We start from the raw sequence: 19497 nt of genomic DNA on the forward strand, positions 1-19497 counted from the left end.
TATCTTCTGAATTCCTATGGAAAAGATCCCCAGTCAAGTTAGGAATGACGGTATTTTGGTTATTAGCTATTTGATATTAGCATTTAACAGTCAACTATCATACTTAACACACCCCTAACCCCTCTCAAGAGGGGAATGGATTAGAATTTCAATGGAAAAGATTACCACGTCGTTATCACTCCTCGTAATGACAGTCCTAAGTGTATTTTGAACTCTCAATAATGATATTAACAACTAAAAAAAACACTTCGACAAGCTCTGTGTGATATTACACTTTAAGTTACGTATTCAACGCTAAATACCTGTCAACAAAAGCTTGTACACCTTCTTCTAAGTTTGTTGCTGGTTTGAATTGAATGTACTCAAATAAACTTTCTACATTGGCATAAGTAGATTGAACATCTCCAGGTTGCATAGGTTTGAACTTAATTTTTCCTTTTTTACCCAAGGCTTTTTCAATGGCTTTTACAAAATCCATCAATGCTACCGGACTGTTATTTCCTATATTAAATAGTTGATATGGTTTTGAACTTTTTGATGGTACTGGTTTTTTAGGGTTGAAAATCGGATTGTTTTCTTTTGGTGCTAACGGAATTAAGCGTTTTACACTTTCAACAATATCACCTACATAGGTAAAATCTCTACTCATATTTCCATTATTAAACACTTCAAATTCGCGGTCTTCAACCATAGCTTCTGTAAATAAATGCAACGCCATATCTGGTCTTCCCCAAGGGCCATACACGGTAAAAAATCGCAATCCTGTACAAGGAATATTGTATAAATTGGCATACGAATGTGCCATCATTTCGTTGGCTTTTTTACTTGCCGCATACATGGCTAAAGGATGATCTGCACAATTGTCTTCCTGAAACGGAATTTCTTCACTTAAACCATACACCGAACTAGATGATGCAAATATTAAATGTTCTACTGGGTAAGCTCTACAACTTTCTAAAATATTTAAAAAACCTGTAATATTGCTATCAACATACGCATGCGGATTTTCCAATGAATATCGAACTCCCGCCTGTGCTGCTAAATTTACAACAACATCAAATTGCTGTGCTTTAAACAACGCCTTCATATTGGCTAAATCTGTTAAATCTAGTTTTATAAACGATGTATTTTCTATCTCTAATAAAGTATTGTAACTAATTTCATTGGTATTAAAACCTAAATCTTTTAAACGTGCCAATTTTAAGTTCGGATCGTAATAATCATTGATATTATCCAATCCAACCACGTGATATCCAGATTTTACCAATAATTTGGATAAATGATACCCGATGAAACCAGCCATACCAGTAACAAGTATCTTTTTTATTTTATGTTTACTCATCGTCTAAATTTTGTTTTGAACCCCGACTGGTGAAATACGATTTGAGCCTTTTAGCTAAATGCATTTTACCGTAATATGTTTTTAAATATTTTTCTCTTTTTAAAGCATCTTTTTGTGACAAACAAGCTTCATAATAAATCAACTTCAAAGGTAACCTATACTTCGTTGAAGTTACTTCTCCTTTTTGATGTTGCTCAAATCGTACATTCAAATCTTTGGTGTAACCCACATAATAATTTCCATCCTTTTCACTTATTAGTACATATGTATAGTAAAACCTTTCCACTTTTGAATGTATTTCACTGGTTGAAACCTGCCATACCTGTAACAAGTATCTTTTTTATTTTATGTTTATTCATCGTTTAAATTTTGTTTTGAACCCCGACTGGTGAAATACGATTTGAGCCTTTTAGCTAAATGCATTTTACCGTAATATGTTTTTAAATATTTTTCTCTTTTTAAAGCATCTTTTTGTAACAAACAGGCTTCATAATAAATCAACTTCAAAGGTAACCTATACTTCGTTGAAGTTACTTCTCCTTTTTGATGTTGCTCAAATCGTACATTCAAATCTTTGGTGTAACCCACATAGTAATTCCCATCCTTTTCACTTATTAGTGCATATGTATAGTAAAACCTTTCCACTTTTAAATGTATTTCACTGGTTGAAACCTGCCATTCCAGTTACTAATACTTTCTTCATAAGAATACTTCTTTTTATTCTTTCGCAAAAATAGAATTAATTCAACAAAGCAGTTAACATCTCATATATTTATTTTGAAATAGTATCAAGGTAAATCAAAATATCTCATTAAATTTGAGTACCAAATTCGAATTAAAATGAACAAACAATTAATTGAATGCGTCCCTAATATAAGCGAAGGACGAGATACTGAAAAAATAAATACCATTGCCGCAGTTGTTGAAACAATTGAAGGTGTGAAATTATTGGATATAGACCCCGGTTATGCAACTAATAGAACCGTAATTACATTTGTTGGAAGTCCTGAAAATGTAATTGAAGCTGCCTTTTTATTGATTAAAAAAGCTTCGGAATTGATAGATATGCGCAAACAAACAGGTGAACATCCACGTTTTGGCGCAACTGATGTTTGTCCGCTAGTACCAATCTCAGGAATTAGCTTAGAAGAAACAGCTGTTTATGCACATAAATTAGGTGAACGTGTTGGTAAAGAATTGGGGATTCCGGGTTATTTTTATGAAGTCGCTGCGAAAGAAGAAAAACGAAAAAACTTAGCTAGTTGCAGAGCTGGTGAATATGAAGGACTGAAAGAAAAATTAGCAAATCCTGCTTGGAAACCAGATTTTGGTCCTGCGGAATTTAATGAACAAGCTGCAAAATCGGGTTGTACTGCAATTTCTGCACGTGACTTTTTAATTGCCTACAATGTAAACCTAAATACTACTTCTACCCGAAGAGCCAATGCCATTGCTTTTGATATTCGTGAAGCTGGTAGAATTCAACGTGAAGGAAATCCTTCCACAGGAAAAAAAGTATTGGATGCCAATGGTGAACCTGTACGTATTCCTGGGAAATTAAAAGCGGTAAAAGGAATTGGTTGGTATATTGAAGAGTATGGTATTGCGCAAATTTCATACAACTTAACCAATATCAATATTACATCTATGCATGTTGCTTTTGACGAAACGGTGAAGGCTGCTATTGAAAGAGGTTTACGCGTCACAGGCTCTGAATTGATTGGATTGATTCCATTACAAGCAATGTTAGATGCTGGTGATTATTTCTTAAGAAAACAGGAACGTTCTTTAGGTATATCAGAAGAAGAAAAAATTAAAATCGCTGTAAAATCATTGGGATTAGACGATTTAAAACCGTTCAACCCAAAAGAAAAAATTATTGAATATTTATTGGAAGACCCAACAAAAAAATTGGTGGATTTAACTGTAAAAGGTTTTGCTGAAGAAACTGCAGGAGAATCTATGGCGCCCGGTGGTGGTTCTATTGCTGCAACGGTTGGTGCTTTGGGTGTTTCCTTAGGAACTATGGTTGCCAACTTATCGGCGCATAAAGCGGGTTGGGATGACAAATGGGAGTTTTATTCTAACTGGGCTGAAAAAGGACAAGCGTACAAAAACAAATTGCTGTTTTTAGTGGATGAAGATACCCATGCGTTTAATAAAATTATTGACGGATTTAGGTTGCCTAAATCTACTTCGGAAGAAATTGAAATCAGAAAAACAGCCATTGAAGAAGCTACAAAATACGCAACTGAAATTCCGTTTCAAGTGATGGAAACGGCCTGTAATTCTATGGAAGTTATGCAGGCTATGCTAAAAGATGGTTTACAAAGTTCCTTATCTGATACTGGTGTTGGTGTTTTATGTGCTAGAACTGCTGTAATTGGGGCTTATTTTAATGTTCGAATCAACGCAAAAGATATCAAGGATCGTGCATTTGCTGATGCTATCTTGGATAAATCGAAAGCTATTTATGAAAAAGCTATTCGTATTGAAGCAGAGGTTATAGCGTTTATTGATGGGAAAATGTAAAAGTGCTTTTATTACTTACTTTTGAAATACTTGTCACACTGAGCTTGTCGAAGTGCAGCTACTTAGAGATATAAAATAGTCTTCGACAGGCTCTAACTGACATTGAAAACGCCTGTCACACTGAGCTTGTCGAAGTGCAGCTACTTAGAGATATAAAAGAGTCTTCGACAGGCTCAGACTGACAATTGAAAACGCCTGTTACACTTGACAGGACAGTCTCGGACATTACAATTTACTGTTTATTATTACTTACATTTCCAGAGTTAAACTTCTTTGCATGAGTAATTGCAGTAGGTAAATATGCGCGTAAATTTTCAATTCTAGTTTCGTTTGAAGGGTGCGTACTTAAAAATTCTGGTTGTGAACTTCCTCCATTTTCACTCATTCTAACCCATACCTGAATAGCTTCCTCAGGGTTATAACCTGCCATAATCATAAATACCATTCCTAACTTATCGGCTTCTGTTTCATGAGTTCTGCTGTAGGCTAACATTCCTACTTGTGATCCTACTCCATAAATGGTATTCCAAAGTACTTGAGCTTCCGAATCTTGACCAGAAGTTCCCAAAGCAACTGCTATACCTCCTAATTGCTGTCCGTATGCAGTAGTCATTCTTTCTTGCCCGTGTTTTGCAAAAGCGTGCGCAACTTCATGTCCCATAACTGCTGCTATTCCGTCTGTATTTGCGCAAATAGGTAGAATTCCAGTATAAAAAACAACTTTCCCTCCTGGCATACACCAAGCATTTACTGTATTATCATCAATTAGATTGAACTCCCATCTATAACTATCAGCTTCACTCACCATGCCGTTGGCACGCATAAACCGATCAACTGCTTTTGAAATATTCATTCCAACATTCTGAATTTCATTGGTCTGTTTTACATTGGTAGATACTTTATTTTCTTTTAAAAATCCTTCATATTGGGCAAAACTTGCGGGTAAAATTTCGTCATCACTTACAACGTTAATTCTTTTTCTTCCAGTAATTGGCACTGTACTACAACCTAATAGAAATATAAAAACGACTATTAAAGAAATTATTTTTTTCATTTTGAGTTTTGTTTAATTTTGATTTTTCATAAAAATACAAATTCCATCTTTAACAACAAATACTATAAAGATAAGTGATAAATACATCTTCTAAAGAAAATGTAATTCATAATTTGCCAAAAGTACCAAAATCAATATTAGTTATTGGAAAACTTTTTAAATTATTTAAAACTCCTATTCGCTATACAAGGTCTGAGATTTAAAAAACTGTGATTATTGGGCTAGAGATAGTATTACTGATATTGACACTGTTTTAGTTGAAAAACTTGAGTTAAATAAAAACCTTCATTTTTATAAAAATTTAAATGAAGGTCTTGAGAATTACGCTGGAAGTATTGCTGCTAAAGATGTAAATATTTCAACATTGGTTATTCAAGATTCCAAAGATAAAAAAGTTCGTGTAAGTTGTGCATATACTATTCGTCAAAACTTAAAACAAGGAGAACTTTTAATTACAACTAGTTTAGTACATAAACGGATTTTAAATGACGAACTTGTTTCAAATAGAATTATTAATTATTTAAAACGAACTAGTTAAAATGAAGCATTTATTTCTAATAGTATTTTTAAGTATATTTAGCGTATCTACAAATTACTCTCAACAAAATTCAGAAAAAAAGATGGTAAAAAAAGTAATAAAAACAGATGAAGAATGGAAAGCAGCATTGACGCCTGAACAATATTATATTTTAAGGCAAAAAGGAACTGACCGTCCAAGTGAAGCAGGGTACACCTCTCATTTTGAAAAAGGAACCTACCACTGTGCCGCTTGTGATTTACAATTATTTGAATCGAACAGTAAGTTTGAATCACACTGTGGCTGGCCGTCATTTGATGATGCTATTGATGGTACTGTTGAGTATGTTTTAGACAAAACTCACGGTATGGTAAGAACCGAAATTATTTGTGCTGCTTGTGATGGACATCTTGGTCATATTTTTAATGATGGTCCAAAAGAAACAACGGGTGAGCGTTATTGTGTAAACACTACTTCTATAAAGTTTGTAAAAGCTGAGAAGTAAATTTCACAAAATTCACTTTTTAGTTTATTTTTTATTGAAAATAGGTGTAAACACTCTTTTATTGTTATTTTTACCTAAATTTAACAAACATATTATGAATCAAATAATAACTTTTGGAGAGGTTTTAATGCGTTTATCTCCCGAAGGAAATAAGAAATTTATCCAATCTAATTTATTGGAGTTTTATTTTGGAGGAACCGAAATAAATGTTGGAATTTCTATCGCAAATTTTGGAGGAAATGTAAAACATATTTCTTGTATATCTGATGATTTTGTGGGTGATACAGCAATTTCTTATTTAAGAAGATTTGGTGTAGATACTTCTGAAATTGTACGTTCAAAAAGACCTTTAGGTGTTTATTTTTTAGAAATTGGTGCTGTAATGCGACCTAGTTCTATATCGTACAACAGATCACATTCTTCTTTTTCTGAAATTCAACCTTCAATGGTTAATTGGGAAAAATCTTTGGAGGATGGAAAATGGTTTCACTGGACAGGAATAACGCCTGCTCTTTGTAAAGGAGGGTATGATACCTTAAAAGAAGGTTTAATATTAGCTCGAAAGAAGGGAATGGAAGTTTCAGCAGACCCTACTTATAGAAGCGGACTTTGGAAATATGGTGAAGATCCTAAAGTTATATTAACCGATTTATTGAACTATTCAACAATATTTATTGGTGGCGTAAACGAAATTAATGAAGTTTTAGCAACCAATTTCAGCTATTCAGAAGAAGATTTTATTGCTGCAAGTAAATTGCTAATGGAAGAATTCCCAACAATTAAAAAAGTGTTTGATAAAATTAGAACAGCTGTTAATGCTTCTTGGCATAAAATAAGATCACGAATGTGGAACGGTATTGAGTTTAGAGAAACTGAAGATTTCGATATCACACATATTGTAGACCGTATTGGAACTGGTGATGCATATGCCGCAGGATTAATTTATGGATTACAACATTATGATGATTTTAAAGCTATGGAGTTTGCAGCAGCAGCTAGTGCCTTAAAACACACCTATGAAGGTGATGTTAATTTTTCTTCCGTAGATGAAGTATTAGGTATTTTAGGTGGAAACACCTCTGGGCGTTTCAATAGATAATTTTTTTACTCTCAAAAAACAACCCCAAAAGAATAAATTCTTTTGGGGTTTATTTTAAATGTTAATTAACACCTATTCTCCAAACTTGAGAATTAATGGTTTCTGTTGAAGCTTCCCAATCCTTTAAAGCATTGTTCCAGCTACCTTCACCATAAATTTCTTCAAAAGCGCCTTTTATACCTCCGTCGTCTTCATCCATTTCGGCCCAAGTATCAAATGCCCAAACTATGGCAACATCTCTTCCATTTCCTTCTGTAAATTGATTATTGTAAATGCTAAAATTACCTTCTCCTTTTTTCTCATATGCAGCCTTCACTTTTTCAATAAACTCTTTAAATTTATAATTCTGCCCTCTTTTTACATCTACAAACCAAATGTTTTCATACTTCGGGCTGTCAGATGCGTCTCCTTTATATGACAACTTTTTATTGTAACGCCAAAATTCATTTCTTCCATATTTTGCTACATTTGGAGATACATTTTTATCCCAATCGTTGCTATGAGCATCATCATTAGGACGATTATCTAAATCTGAAAAAGTACACGGCCCCATAATCCAAACATACCAACCCGTTTCTTTTCCTGTTAAAATATTATCTAATGATGCCTTAAAAACACCTTCTTTATGGAACTTGTCATTATGTGCTTTTACTGCATCTACAAAGGCTTTTTCCATACCAATTTTGGGTAACATATAGGTAATTTCAGCCATACCATACGTTTCTTTTTCTTCTTGAGCTGTTACAACAGATGTTGTTAACATAATTGTAAATACTAGCATTACAATAAAACTTGTTGTTGTTTTCATAATTAATAAAATTTGTTAGTTAATAGTTAAAAATATATACCAAAATAGTTGATATCAAATAATTTACAACGGGTAAAAATAAGGGGTTGAAAAAACTAAGGTACTGCAATTATATATGCAACCTTAGTTACATAGTAAATCTAAAGTAATAAATATTAACGATTTAACAATATATTATCAAAATTATTTTATAAAAATAAAAATAGCCGCACCATATATTAGGAATATTTTTTTAACGAAAAAAGCGCCTTTACTCAACAAATTAAGTAAAGGCGCTTTTTAAAAACAAGTAACTATGTTTTATTTTTTTTCGATAAAAACAGGTTCCGGAATAATTACTTTATCGCTAAACATTTGCCATAATTTAAAACCACCTGCAACATTCACAATGTTTTTTATATTATTATGACGCAAAATTAATTCAGCTAAATAACCTCTTAATCCTTTCTGACAAAAAATTATAATTGGCTTATCTTGATTTTTAATACTATCAACATATTGTCTTAAACTATCTAACGGATAATTAAGGGCTCCAGGAATAGTTCCTTTTTCAAATTCTGTTGTTGTGCGTGTATCTATCAATAAATATTCTGATGTTTTATTTTCAGTAAAAATGGTTTCTAATGCTTCAACTGAAATTTGCGCACTTTTTGAATTTAACATATTTTCAGCAACAAAACCGGTAACCACTACAGGATCTTTTGCTGGAGAAAATGGAGGTGCATAAGCCAAATCTAGTTGTGCTAAATCTGTAATTTTTAATTTTGCATAGATTGCAGTACTCAATACATCAACCCTTTTATCTACACCAACTTCTCCAAACAATTCAGCGCCTAATATTTCTTCAGTATCTGAATTATAATAAATCTCAGTAATTAAATCCTTTTGACCTGGATAATATCCGGGTGTTGAACCCGCTATAGTTAATACTGTTTTAAAAGATATATTTAAGTCTTTTAACGCCTTCGGGTTTAATCCGGTTCTTGCTAACGTATAATCAAACACTTTAACAATAGCTGTTTTATAAGCTCCTTTAAATTGAAGATGACCTCCAACGGCATTTGCGCCTGCAGCTCTACCGGCTTTGTTTGAATGTGTTCCTAAAGGAAAATAGTCAAACTCATTGGTTTGTAAATTTTTAATAGCAACATTGTCTCCTGCAGCATAAACATCGCTTATAGATGTTTGCATTTGTTCATTTACTTTCAACGCACCATTTGAAATATGATCTGCACCATTTTCAAGCAATAAATCGGTGTTTGGTTTAATTCCAACGCTTAAAATAACAAAATCAGTTTTAACCGTTTTACCATCTTTTATTTTTACTCCTTCAATTTTCCAATGATTATCAAGTTCAAATTCAGAAACCAAACCACTGGTAATAACTTCAATTCCTTTCTCTTTTAAAATAGCCTCAGCAAATTGCCCAAATTTAGGTTGCCACATATTTAAAACTTGACTGTCACCTTCAATTAAAGTTACATTTTTTCCAGCTTCAGCTAAATTTTCAGCAACTTCAATACCTATTAAACCAGCACCAATTACGGTAATGTGTTTAGAGTTTGAAGCCAAGCCTTCTTCGGTAATTTTATCAAAATCAACCATAGATCTACAAGTAGACCAGTTTGTTGCTTTTTCAATATTTTTTATTGGAGGAACTATAGAACGTGCACCAGTTGCAAAAACTAAGGTATCATAACCATAATCTCCTTTTTTTGAATAAACAACTTTATTGGCAGTATCTATTTTAACAATTTCTTCGTTTAAACGAACATCAATATTAAAACGGTTTTGTAACAATTCAGGTTTAACTACAATTAAATTACTTCTGTCTTCTATAACTCCTGAAAAAGCATAAGGCATTCCACAAGTAGCATAGCTAATATTTGCTCCTTTTTCAAATAAAATAATTTCAGCATTTTCATCTTCTCTTCTTGCTTTTGCTGCTGCTGATGGTCCGGCTGACAGCCCTCCTATTACAATAATTTTTTTCATTTCTATTCAATCATAATTTCTGCAAATTTTAGACAATTATTTCATATAGAGCGTGATTATTATCACTATTTCGTTTGCGTAATTTTTGTTACTTTTAACTTCAAGTTTCAATTTTAAAGTTCAGCATTGAAGAAAAATTAGACTGTTAAAAGTCCTTTAATTCAATATAAAAAGAGATTAAAATAGGATCCCTAAGTCAACTAAAATTAATCTTGAAGTAATAAGATAAAATGATGTTAAGAAAAATAGATTCTTATCCATTTTTATTATATTTGCATTTCTCAAAATTGAAGCTAGAATATGTTTAATAATTTAAGTGATAAATTAGATAAGGCCTTACACGTATTAAAAGGACATGGTAAAATTACAGAAGTAAACGTTGCCGAAACCCTAAAAGAAGTACGTAGAGCGCTTTTAGATGCCGATGTTAATTTTAAAATTGCAAAAACTTTTACAAATACTGTTAAAGAAAAAGCACTAGGACAAGATGTATTAACATCTTTAAATCCGGGGCAATTAATGGTGAAAATTGTAAAGGATGAACTAACGGAATTAATGGGAGGTGAAACTGTTGGAATTAATCTTTCAGGAAATCCAACGGTTATTTTAATGAGTGGTTTGCAAGGTTCTGGTAAAACAACTTTTTCGGGTAAACTTGCTAATTACTTAAAAACAAAGAAAACAAAAAACGTTTTATTGGTTGGTTGTGATGTTTATAGACCAGCCGCAATAAACCAATTACAAGTTGTTGGAGAACAAATTGGAGTTGAAGTATATGCTGAAGTTGATAACCAAAATCCGGTTGAAATTTCACAAAACGCCATTAAACATGCCAAGGAGACTGGTAAAAATGTAGTAATTATTGATACCGCAGGTCGTTTAGCTGTTGATGAAGCTATGATGACCGAAATTTCAAATATTCACAAAGCTGTAAATCCGCAAGAAACATTGTTTGTTGTAGATTCTATGACTGGACAAGATGCTGTAAACACAGCTAAGGCCTTTAACGATATTTTAAATTTTGATGGTGTTGTTCTTACAAAATTAGATGGTGATACCCGTGGTGGTGCTGCTTTATCTATTAAATCGGTAGTTGATAAACCTATTAAATTTATTGGTACAGGTGAAAAAATGGAAGCAATTGATGTTTTCCATCCAAACCGTATGGCTGATAGAATTTTAGGAATGGGTGATGTTGTTTCTTTAGTTGAAAGAGCACAAGAACAATACGATGAAGAAGAAGCTCGTAAAATTCAAAAGAAAATTGCCAAAAACCAATTTGGTTTCGATGATTTCCTGAAACAAATTCAGCAAATTAAGAAAATGGGTAATATGAAAGATTTGATGGGAATGATTCCTGGTGCTGGAAAAATGATGAAGGATGTTGATATTGATGATGATGCTTTTAAAGGTATTGAAGCTATGATACATTCTATGACTCCAAGCGAAAGAACTGAACCACGTACCATTAATGCAAGTAGAAAGAAGAGAATTGCAAAAGGATCTGGAACTAGCATACAAGAAGTAAATCAATTGTTAAAACAATTTACTCAAATGAGTAAAATGATGAAAATGATGCAAGGCGGTGGTAGCAGACAAATGATGCAAATGATGAAAGGAATGGGGAAATAACTTGAGTTATCAGTAGACTGTGGCAGTATTCAGTAAGCAGTTTCTGTTGGCAGTTAACATTTCTAAACCAAGTTAAAAAGAATAAAATAATGAGTTTCAAAAGTTTACTTGCATATAAAAAAGCATTTGATCTTTCTATGGTAATTTTTGAAATCACTAAAAATTTTCCTAAAGACGAAACTTATTCTCTTACAGGTCAAATACGAAGATCGTCACGTTCTGTTTGTGCTAATATAGCTGAAGCTTATAGAAAAAGATTGTATCCAAAACATTTCATCAGTAAGTTAACGGATTCTGATAGTGAAAATTCAGAAACACAAGTTTGGATTGATTTTTCAAATTCGTGTAATTACATAACTTCTGAACAACAACAAATATTAACGAATAAAAGTATTGAGGTAGGGAAATTAATCAATTTTATGATTAATAATTCTGAAAGATTCAGAGGAAAAACTGAAAACTGAAACTGACATACTGTAAACTAACAACTTATGATTTTACTAGACGGTAAAAAAACTTCAGCAGACTTAAAAGTTGAAATTGCTGAATCTGTTAAGGAACTAAAAGCTAAAGGAAAAAAAACGCCTCATTTAGCCGCAATTTTGGTTGGAACTGATGGTGCAAGTATGACCTATGTAAATGCCAAAGTAAAAGCTTGTGAATTGGTTGGTTTTAATTCTACATTGATTGATCTTCCTGAGGAAACTTCTGAAGAAACATTATTACAAGAAATTGAAAAACTAAATAACAATAATGACATTGATGGTTTTATTGTACAGTTACCTTTACCAAAACATATTGATGAACAAAAAGTATTGATGGCAGTACATCCAGATAAAGATGTTGATGGTTTTCACCCAACAAATGTTGGACGTATGACCTTAGATTTACCTACATTTTTACCTGCAACTCCTTTTGGTATTTTAGAATTATTAGAACGTTACAAGGTTGAAACTTCAGGACAACATGTGGTGGTTATTGGAAGAAGCCATATTGTAGGTAGACCTATGAGCATTTTAATGAGTCAGAAAAGACCAGCTGGTGATGCCACTGTAACTGTTGCTCACAGTAGAACAAAAAACTTAAAAGAATTAACCTTGCAAGCCGATATTGTTGTCGCTGCTCTTGGTATTCCTGAATTTTTAACAGGCGATATGGTAAAAGATGGTGTTACAATTATTGATGTTGGAATTACAAGAATAGATGATTCTTCTAAAAAAAGTGGGTATCGTTTGGCTGGTGATGTTCATTTTGAAAGTGTAGCTCCAAAATCTTCGTTTATTACACCAGTTCCTGGAGGAGTTGGTCCTATGACCATTGCCATGCTTATGAAAAATACTTTGTTAGCTTGTGAAAGAAAAAGTTAATTAATTGAATATACGATTAAAAAAAGGTTGTCTAAAAAGTGTACTTTTTAGACAACCTTTTTTATGATTCCTCTCTATTTACCAAATCCATTGAAAATGCTGGTAAACATATAGCCAGATATTCACAAGCTACATCAAACGGATTTGAATATTGAACCCTAGTTCCTTTTTCTATTTTAATGGATTGACCAGCTTCTAAAACTATGGTGACTCCTTCAATAATAAATTGTTTTTTCCCTTTTATAATATAGGTATATTCATCAAATTCTGGAGTTTGAAAAGGCTCACTCCATTTTGGTGGTGCAACCATATGCGCAATGCTCAATGCTGACGGAATACTTGCCAAACCAAAATGTTCTTCAATTAATTTTCCATCGGCTGTAGGTACTATAAACGGTGATTTTTGAATGCTGTATTTTTTCATAAATAAATTTATTGCTTTAGAATTTTTAAAAACTCCTTTAAAAGTAGTAAATTAGTATATACCTCTCACCCAACTATTCAATTTAATTTAAATACAATTAAGATGAAACTTACATTTTTTGGTGGAGCCGGAACCGTAACAGGATCAAAAATCCTACTAGAAGTTAATTATAAAAAGATTTTGATTGATTGCGGTCTTTTTCAAGGTTTAAAAGAACTTCGAAAAAAAAATTGGGAAGCACTTCCTATTGACCTAACTAATTTAACCTGCGTTCTATTAACACATGCGCATCTTGATCATTCAGGATACTTACCTTTATTAATTAAAAATGGCTATAAAGGTGCTGTTTATTGCACAAAACCAACAAAAGATTTAACCGAAGTAATATTGTTAGATAGTGGTAAAATTCATGAAGAAGATGCCAAAAGAGCCAATAAATATAATTATACCAAACACAACCCTGCAAAACCATTGTATACCATTGAAGACGCAAAGGAAGCCATTAATAGAATTAAAAGTTTTGAATTTAATAAGTGGCATCCTTTAGATGAACATATTCAGTTTAAATTTATAAATAGCGGACATATATTAGGAAGTGCGTTTATTCTTTTAAAAATTAATGAAAAAATCATTGTTTTTTCTGGTGACGTTGGAAGAAAAAATCCAATCATCTTAAATCCTTTTGAATATATTGAACATGCCGACTATTTAGTTGTTGAATCTACCTATGGAAATAGAATTCATAAAAATAAAATAATTTCTGATGAATTATTAAAATACATTAATCACACCTATTCAAAAGCGGGTACGTTAATAATTCCAACGTTTTCTGTTGAAAGAGCACAAGAAATCATCTATTTACTTAGCATCTTAAAACAAAATAAACAACTCCCTAAAATTCCTATTTATTTAGATAGTCCAATGGGAGTAGATGCTACTCAAATTTATTATTCACACCCAAATCATCATAAACTAACTGAAAAAGATATTACTAATATGCGATTAACAGTTCAGTTAATAAGTAATATACATACTTCTAGAACAATAGTAAATGACAAAAACCCAAAAATTGTATTGGCAGGAAGTGGAATGATTACTGGTGGACGCGTTTTACACTATTTAGAACATTTAATTGAAAACCAAAAAAACTCTATATTATTAGTTGGCTTCCAAGCAAATGGTACAAGGGGAAGATCTTTACTTTCTGGAGATAGCGAATTAAAATTTTTCGGAAAATACCATAAAATAAATGCTGAAGTTTTTAAAATAAATGAATTCTCAGGACATGCAGATCAACCTGAATTGCTTGATTGGTTACAACATTTTAAATCTCCTCCACAGCTAACATTCATAAATCATGGAGAACCACACGAAAGTCAGGCATTGAATATAAAAATAAAAAGTGAATTACACTGGAATTGTACCGTTGCAAAAATGAATACCGTTTACTATTTAAATTAAACCTTAATTAAACCAAATGGTAAAGTATTTAATTTTTGAAATGTCAGGTATTTGCTCAAGAGAAATTTCTTCCCTACTAAATTTACTAATTCCAAGTTCTTCTTTATCAATGGCAATAGTTGCATTTAATTCATCAATATAAAGCGTTGCCGAATTTAAGGTAGTTTCTACTTTATTAATTTTATAATTGGTATTAATATCTTTAAAGGTCGATTGTAAACTAATTCCTTTCTCGGTAATGAAATCAATACCAAATAATTGAATACTTTTCAACCTTGAAGTTGAATCATTTTGTTCAACAGGAACAATAGATAGTAATTTTTGACCTTTTTCAGAAAAGATTTCATACTCATCACTCGCATTAAAAAATGAATCTTCTTCATTTTCGTCTATATCAGCTAAATGAGTCACAATAGAATCATTCACAAAAATAGATTTTAAATCTTGAACCGTTGTTTTTGTACTTAAAAGTCCAACTTTTCCCTTTTTAATTAAATATTTGTTTTCATTTGAACATTGAACCAACATTATTGATAATATAAAAATGTAAAAAATATTTTTTATAGCAACCATAAGCAATTTAATATGTTTCTTATAAATAGTAATAACGTCTAATCTTTTAAAATATTAGACCTTTATAGCACTCTTTTTAAAATTCCTAACACCCCTCTAATAAATGTAGCGCTTGTAACTACTTTTAATATTGGATTCATACGGGTACTTGCTCTTCTTTTTGATGAAGTGCTCGATTTTTTTTCCGTTTCTTTTTTTCTAGCCTCAACTTCTTCCTTTTCGTTTATCTTCTCAATCTTATCATTCAATATTTCATAAGCACTTTCTCTATCAATTGCTTCATCATATTTGTAAAATAATCGAGAATTTTCAATTAATTCTTTTATTTCACTTGTTGAAAGAACATCCATTCTACTCATAGGTGCACGCATCATAGTTGCTGCTAAAGGTGTTGGTCTACCTTTTTCATTCAAAACGGATATAAAGGCTTCTCCAATTCCTAACTGAGTAAGCGTTTCATCAACATCATAATATTCAGAGTCTGGATAATTTTCTGAAGCCAATTTTATCGCTTTTCTATCTTTAGCCGTAAACGCTCTTAAGGCATGTTGAATTTTTAAACCTAATTGCGCCAATACATCCTCTGGAACATCTTTTGGGTTTTGAGTTACAAAAAATATTCCAATTCCTTTTGAACGAATTAATTTAATAATACTTTCAATTTGAGATAATAAAGCTTTTGAAGCTTCATCAAAAATTAAATGCGCTTCATCAATAAAAATAACCAATTCTGGTTTTCCACTATCACCTTGCTCAGGAAAAGTTGAATAAACTTCTGCTAGCAATTGCAACATAAATGTAGAAAACAGCTTTGGTTTATCTTGAATATCTGTTAAACGCAATATTGAAATAATTCCCTTCCCCTCTTCATTGGTTCTAACTAAATCTTGTACATCAAACGAACGTTCTCCAAAAAATAAATCACCTCCTTGCTGATCAATTTCTATTATTTTTCTTAAAATCGCACCTGTACTTGCTGTGGAGATTCTACCATATTCAGCCTGAATTTCATTCTTTCCTTCGGCTGTAGCATATTGTAAAACTTTTCTAAAATCTTTTAAATCTAATAATGGTAATTTATGATCATCACAATATTTAAAAATAATAGAAACAATACCTGTTTGTGTAGCTGTTAAATCCAATATTCTAGAAAGTAATACGGGTCCAAACTCTGAAACAGTTGCACGTAAACGAACTCCATTTTGTTCAGAAATCGTTAATAATTCAACGGGAAATTTTTTAGCATCAAAAGGCAAACCAATTGCTTCGTGTCGTTCATCAATTTTTGCGTGACCAGGACTTGCTTGTGCCAAACCACTTAAATCTCCTTTAATATCCATTAATAATACAGGAATCCCCTTTTCTGAAAGGTTTTCAGCCATCACCTGTAAAGATTTTGTTTTACCTGTACCTGTTGCACCTGCAATTAATCCGTGCCTATTCAATGTTTTTAAAGGAACCTTAACAAATGCATCTTTAACGGTTTCGCCATCTAATATAGCTGATCCAAACACTAAATAATCTCCTTTGGTTTTATAACCTTCCGTAATATGATTAAAAAAAACTTCCTTCCTATCCATGTACTATATTTTGTATAAAAATAGTATATATAAATCAATTTAAAAATTTGAAGAGAAATTAAGTTGAAAAATTTCTTTATCACTAGTTATCACTATATTTGCACCATGATTAATGAAGAAACACAACAACTAATTAATAAAGGTGAAATGCTTCCACTAATGGAGGAGTTTTATACCATTCAAGGCGAAGGATTTCATACGGGAAAAGCTGCATATTTTATAAGAATTGGTGGTTGTGATGTTGGCTGCCATTGGTGCGATGTTAAAGAAAGCTGGAATGCTGATTTACACCCTCCAACACTTACAGATATTATTATTGACAATGCAAAAAAAGAGGCAAATACCGTAGTTATTACAGGTGGAGAACCTTTAATGTGGAGTTTAGATTACATTACAACTAAACTTCAAAGTAACAATCTTAGAACTCATATTGAAACATCGGGAGCATATCCCTTAAGTGGAATTTGGAACTGGATTTGTTTATCTCCTAAAAAAACAAAATTACCATTGGAAGGTATTTATCCTGAAGCTCATGAATTAAAAATCATTATTTCGAACAAGCACGATTTTAAATTTGCAGAAGAACAAGCTGCTAAAGTTGCTGATACTTGTGAATTATTTTTACAACCTGAATGGAGTAAAAGAGAAAAAATGACACCTAGTATTGTTGAATATGTAATGAAAAATCCACAATGGAAAATTTCTTTACAAACTCATAAATATTTAAATATTCCTTAAACTGTTTTTAACTTTTGAAGTACAAGAGCATAAATCTTTTCAAATTGTGCTTCTAAAGTTAAATTTGAATTGTCAATTGCAATAGCATCTTCAGCCATTACCAACGGTGAATCTTCCCTGGTAGAGTCTATAAAATCTCTGTATTCAACATTTTTTAAGATTTCGTCAAAAGTTACTTTATCTCCTCTCTCAATCAATTCATCATATCTACGCTGTGCACGTGTGGTAGCTGAAGCGTTCATAAATAATTTTAATTCTGCATTTGGAAAAACAACCGTTCCAATATCACGACCATCCATTACAACACCTTTATTCAAACCCATATTTTGTTGCTGTTGAACTAAAGATTTACGAACTTCACTAATTTCGGCAACTTTACTAACTAAATTAGATACTTCTAAAGTTCTAATCTCTTTTTCAACATTCATACCATTTAAATACACTTCTGCAAAACCTACTGCTGAATTATACTTGAAAGTTAATACTATCAAGTCTAAAGAAGTAACTAAGCCCTCAATATCAAAAAAAGAACTTGAAATAAAATTATGCTGCATTGCATATAACGTTACGGCTCTGTACATAGCACCTGAATCTACATATACATAAGATAATTCTTTTGCTAACTGCTTTGCAATCGTACTTTTTCCTGTTGAAGAAAAGCCATCAATGGCTATCGTAATTTTTTTCAATGTTTAATCTAAATTTATTAATAAACTGAATGTACTTGAATTTGAAGCTGGATGGTATTTTGTAAAAGCATAATTTACGCTAAACTTTCTAAAATTAATTCCAAAACCAGCTGTAAAACCAGCAAAGGTACGTAATTCAGGTAATTTTAATTCACTTGCTCTTCTAAAATTATAACCTAAACGAATGTTAAAAGCACTTTCAGGAAAAAACTCAACTCCAAATGTTAAATGCCTGAAAGCATTATCAAAAAAAGTAATCTTTTCTTCAACTTCATTACCATCAAAATCAGTTTCGCTATTTGACGGATTACTAACTGCTAAATTCCATTTTTGCAAATTATCAATCGTAGCGTGCCATTTAATAGGGACTTCTTCAAGTCGATATGAAAAACCAAAAGCTATTTGAAATGGTAGATCTTCTCTAATTTCATCATAGGCTGTAATTTGATAACCTAGATTTCTTATCACTAGAGTTGCCATAAATGGTTCGTGCTCATTATAATAAAGTAAACTAATATCAACACCTAAACCAAAAGAAGAATAATTTTCAATTACAGAATTGATTAACTTTACATTACCTCCCAAATAAAAATCACTTCTAAAAAAATTATATGAATAACCTATTGAAAATGCGAAATCATAGGCTTTAAACTCTCCGGTTTCATTTCCCTCATCATCTGCGCCTATAAATGTTCCATAATTTAAATATTGAACTCCTGCATGAAAAGTTCCTATATGCTCATTAAACAGATACGCATAAGATGCTGAAGCATAATTGATATCTCCTAAAAAGTTGAGATAATTTACTCCAAGTGTATTATCTAAATTAGGGTTGATTGTTGCAGGATTCCAAAGTGGTTGATTTACATCATTTAAAAGTGTAATTATATTTCCACCTAAAGCAGCCTGTTTTGCAGAACCTGTTAGATTTAGAAAATTATAAATATTTTCGCCACCCACTTGTGGGAAAACATTCATTGAAATTATATAAAAAAGTAATATTAATTTTCTCATCTTACAGATTGCAAAATAAAGCTATTTCCTGTTAAAAAGTAAAATTAACTGTTATAAGTTTGGAATATAGGTAAAAAAAAACCTTCAACGTTTAAGTTGAAGGTTTTTCAAAAGAAAGGCGGTGACATACTCTCCCACCATAGTGGCAGTACCATCTGCGCTGATAG

The 19497-nt window shown here is 31.8% G+C and carries 19 protein-coding genes; 8 read left to right on the top strand and 11 right to left on the bottom strand.

Translation table 11 applies throughout. The annotated features are described in order from the left end of the window. Positions 1–280: 280 nt before the first annotated feature. The 3 genes from CHB67_RS16090 to CHB67_RS16100 all read right to left on the bottom strand — a co-directional run bounded on the left by CHB67_RS16090 (position 281) and on the right by CHB67_RS16100 (position 1987). Positions 281–1342: an NAD-dependent epimerase/dehydratase family protein gene (locus CHB67_RS16090; protein WP_089382821.1), complete on the bottom strand. Its 1062-nt coding sequence runs from the start codon at positions 1340–1342 to the stop codon at positions 281–283. Beyond that, positions 1335–1628, bottom strand: a complete 294-nt coding sequence (locus CHB67_RS16095) for a GIY-YIG nuclease family protein (protein WP_089382849.1) — start codon at positions 1626–1628, stop codon at positions 1335–1337. Before CHB67_RS16095 ends, CHB67_RS16090 begins: the two co-directional genes overlap by 8 nt. Before the next feature lie 65 nt (positions 1629–1693). Beyond that, a complete protein-coding gene (locus tag CHB67_RS16100) occupies positions 1694–1987 on the bottom strand; it encodes a GIY-YIG nuclease family protein (RefSeq protein WP_089382822.1) in 294 nt (97 codons plus the stop codon). A gap of 195 nt (positions 1988–2182) precedes the next feature. Here CHB67_RS16100 and ftcD point away from each other — a divergent pair, with 195 nt between their 5' ends. Then, positions 2183–3874, top strand: a complete 1692-nt coding sequence (gene ftcD, locus CHB67_RS16105; RefSeq protein ID WP_089382823.1) for a glutamate formimidoyltransferase — start codon at positions 2183–2185, stop codon at positions 3872–3874. A 232-nt stretch (positions 3875–4106) separates the two neighbouring features. Here the strand turns inward: ftcD and CHB67_RS16110 are convergent, their stop codons facing one another. Further along, positions 4107–4928 carry a M48 family metallopeptidase gene (locus tag CHB67_RS16110; protein ID WP_089382824.1) on the bottom strand — a complete coding sequence of 274 codons (822 nt, stop codon included), beginning with the start codon at positions 4926–4928 and terminating at the stop codon, positions 4107–4109. A gap of 620 nt (positions 4929–5548) precedes the next feature. On the opposite strand from CHB67_RS16110, the gene msrB reads away from it, so the two are divergent. Beyond that, the gene (msrB, locus tag CHB67_RS16115) at positions 5549–5950 is read left to right on the top strand and encodes a peptide-methionine (R)-S-oxide reductase MsrB (protein ID WP_394335362.1); all 402 of its coding nucleotides are present in this window, start codon (positions 5549–5551) and stop codon (positions 5948–5950) included. A gap of 94 nt (positions 5951–6044) precedes the next feature. Further along, on the top strand, positions 6045–7049 hold the full coding sequence (locus CHB67_RS16120; RefSeq protein WP_089382826.1) for a sugar kinase: 1005 nt from the start codon (positions 6045–6047) through the stop codon (positions 7047–7049). 61 nt (positions 7050–7110) lie between these two features. On the opposite strand, the gene CHB67_RS16125 is transcribed toward CHB67_RS16120, so the two are convergent. Both CHB67_RS16125 and CHB67_RS16130 read right to left on the bottom strand, forming a co-directional pair. Then, positions 7111–7857 (bottom strand): hypothetical protein, encoded by a 747-nt coding sequence (locus tag CHB67_RS16125; protein WP_089382827.1) that lies wholly within the window; start codon positions 7855–7857, stop codon positions 7111–7113. A 300-nt stretch (positions 7858–8157) separates the two neighbouring features. Then, positions 8158–9852, bottom strand: a complete 1695-nt coding sequence (locus CHB67_RS16130; RefSeq protein ID WP_089382828.1) for an FAD-dependent oxidoreductase — start codon at positions 9850–9852, stop codon at positions 8158–8160. A 300-nt stretch (positions 9853–10152) separates the two neighbouring features. On the opposite strand from CHB67_RS16130, the gene ffh reads away from it, so the two are divergent. From ffh to CHB67_RS16145, 3 genes are all read left to right on the top strand, one after another. Beyond that, complete coding sequence (ffh, locus tag CHB67_RS16135) at positions 10153–11484, top strand: signal recognition particle protein (protein ID WP_089382829.1); 1332 nt, start codon at positions 10153–10155, stop codon at positions 11482–11484. Positions 11485–11573: 89 nt separating this feature from the next. After that, a complete protein-coding gene (locus tag CHB67_RS16140; protein ID WP_089382830.1) occupies positions 11574–11948 on the top strand; it encodes a four helix bundle protein in 375 nt (124 codons plus the stop codon). A gap of 27 nt (positions 11949–11975) precedes the next feature. Beyond that, complete coding sequence (locus CHB67_RS16145; RefSeq protein ID WP_089382831.1) at positions 11976–12851, top strand: bifunctional 5,10-methylenetetrahydrofolate dehydrogenase/5,10-methenyltetrahydrofolate cyclohydrolase; 876 nt, start codon at positions 11976–11978, stop codon at positions 12849–12851. A gap of 61 nt (positions 12852–12912) precedes the next feature. On the opposite strand, the gene CHB67_RS16150 is transcribed toward CHB67_RS16145, so the two are convergent. Next, positions 12913–13275 carry a cupin domain-containing protein gene (locus CHB67_RS16150; protein WP_089382832.1) on the bottom strand — a complete coding sequence of 121 codons (363 nt, stop codon included), beginning with the start codon at positions 13273–13275 and terminating at the stop codon, positions 12913–12915. Between the two features lie 102 nt (positions 13276–13377). On the opposite strand from CHB67_RS16150, the gene CHB67_RS16155 reads away from it, so the two are divergent. Next, positions 13378–14736, top strand: a complete 1359-nt coding sequence (locus CHB67_RS16155) for an MBL fold metallo-hydrolase RNA specificity domain-containing protein (RefSeq protein WP_089382833.1) — start codon at positions 13378–13380, stop codon at positions 14734–14736. Between the two features lie 3 nt (positions 14737–14739). Here the strand turns inward: CHB67_RS16155 and CHB67_RS16160 are convergent, their stop codons facing one another. Both CHB67_RS16160 and CHB67_RS16165 read right to left on the bottom strand, forming a co-directional pair. Beyond that, the gene (locus CHB67_RS16160; RefSeq protein WP_089382850.1) at positions 14740–15264 is read right to left on the bottom strand and encodes a hypothetical protein; all 525 of its coding nucleotides are present in this window, start codon (positions 15262–15264) and stop codon (positions 14740–14742) included. Between the two features lie 107 nt (positions 15265–15371). Next, positions 15372–16889 carry a helicase HerA-like domain-containing protein gene (locus CHB67_RS16165; RefSeq protein WP_089382834.1) on the bottom strand — a complete coding sequence of 506 codons (1518 nt, stop codon included), beginning with the start codon at positions 16887–16889 and terminating at the stop codon, positions 15372–15374. Between the two features lie 105 nt (positions 16890–16994). On the opposite strand from CHB67_RS16165, the gene CHB67_RS16170 reads away from it, so the two are divergent. Further along, positions 16995–17627 carry a 7-carboxy-7-deazaguanine synthase QueE gene (locus CHB67_RS16170; RefSeq protein WP_394335363.1) on the top strand — a complete coding sequence of 211 codons (633 nt, stop codon included), beginning with the start codon at positions 16995–16997 and terminating at the stop codon, positions 17625–17627. Here CHB67_RS16170 and cmk read toward each other — a convergent pair. Together cmk and porQ are read right to left on the bottom strand one after the other, a co-directional pair. Further along, positions 17624–18316 carry a (d)CMP kinase gene (gene cmk / locus CHB67_RS16175; RefSeq protein ID WP_089382835.1) on the bottom strand — a complete coding sequence of 231 codons (693 nt, stop codon included), beginning with the start codon at positions 18314–18316 and terminating at the stop codon, positions 17624–17626. The two genes, CHB67_RS16170 and cmk, sit on opposite strands and share 4 nt — an antisense overlap. 3 nt (positions 18317–18319) lie before the next feature. After that, the gene (porQ, locus tag CHB67_RS16180; protein ID WP_089382836.1) at positions 18320–19330 is read right to left on the bottom strand and encodes a type IX secretion system protein PorQ; all 1011 of its coding nucleotides are present in this window, start codon (positions 19328–19330) and stop codon (positions 18320–18322) included. Positions 19331–19497: the final 167 nt, after the last annotated feature.

Source organism: Lutibacter agarilyticus (genome assembly GCF_900188235.1).
Lineage (GTDB): Bacteria > Bacteroidota > Bacteroidia > Flavobacteriales > Flavobacteriaceae > Lutibacter > Lutibacter agarilyticus.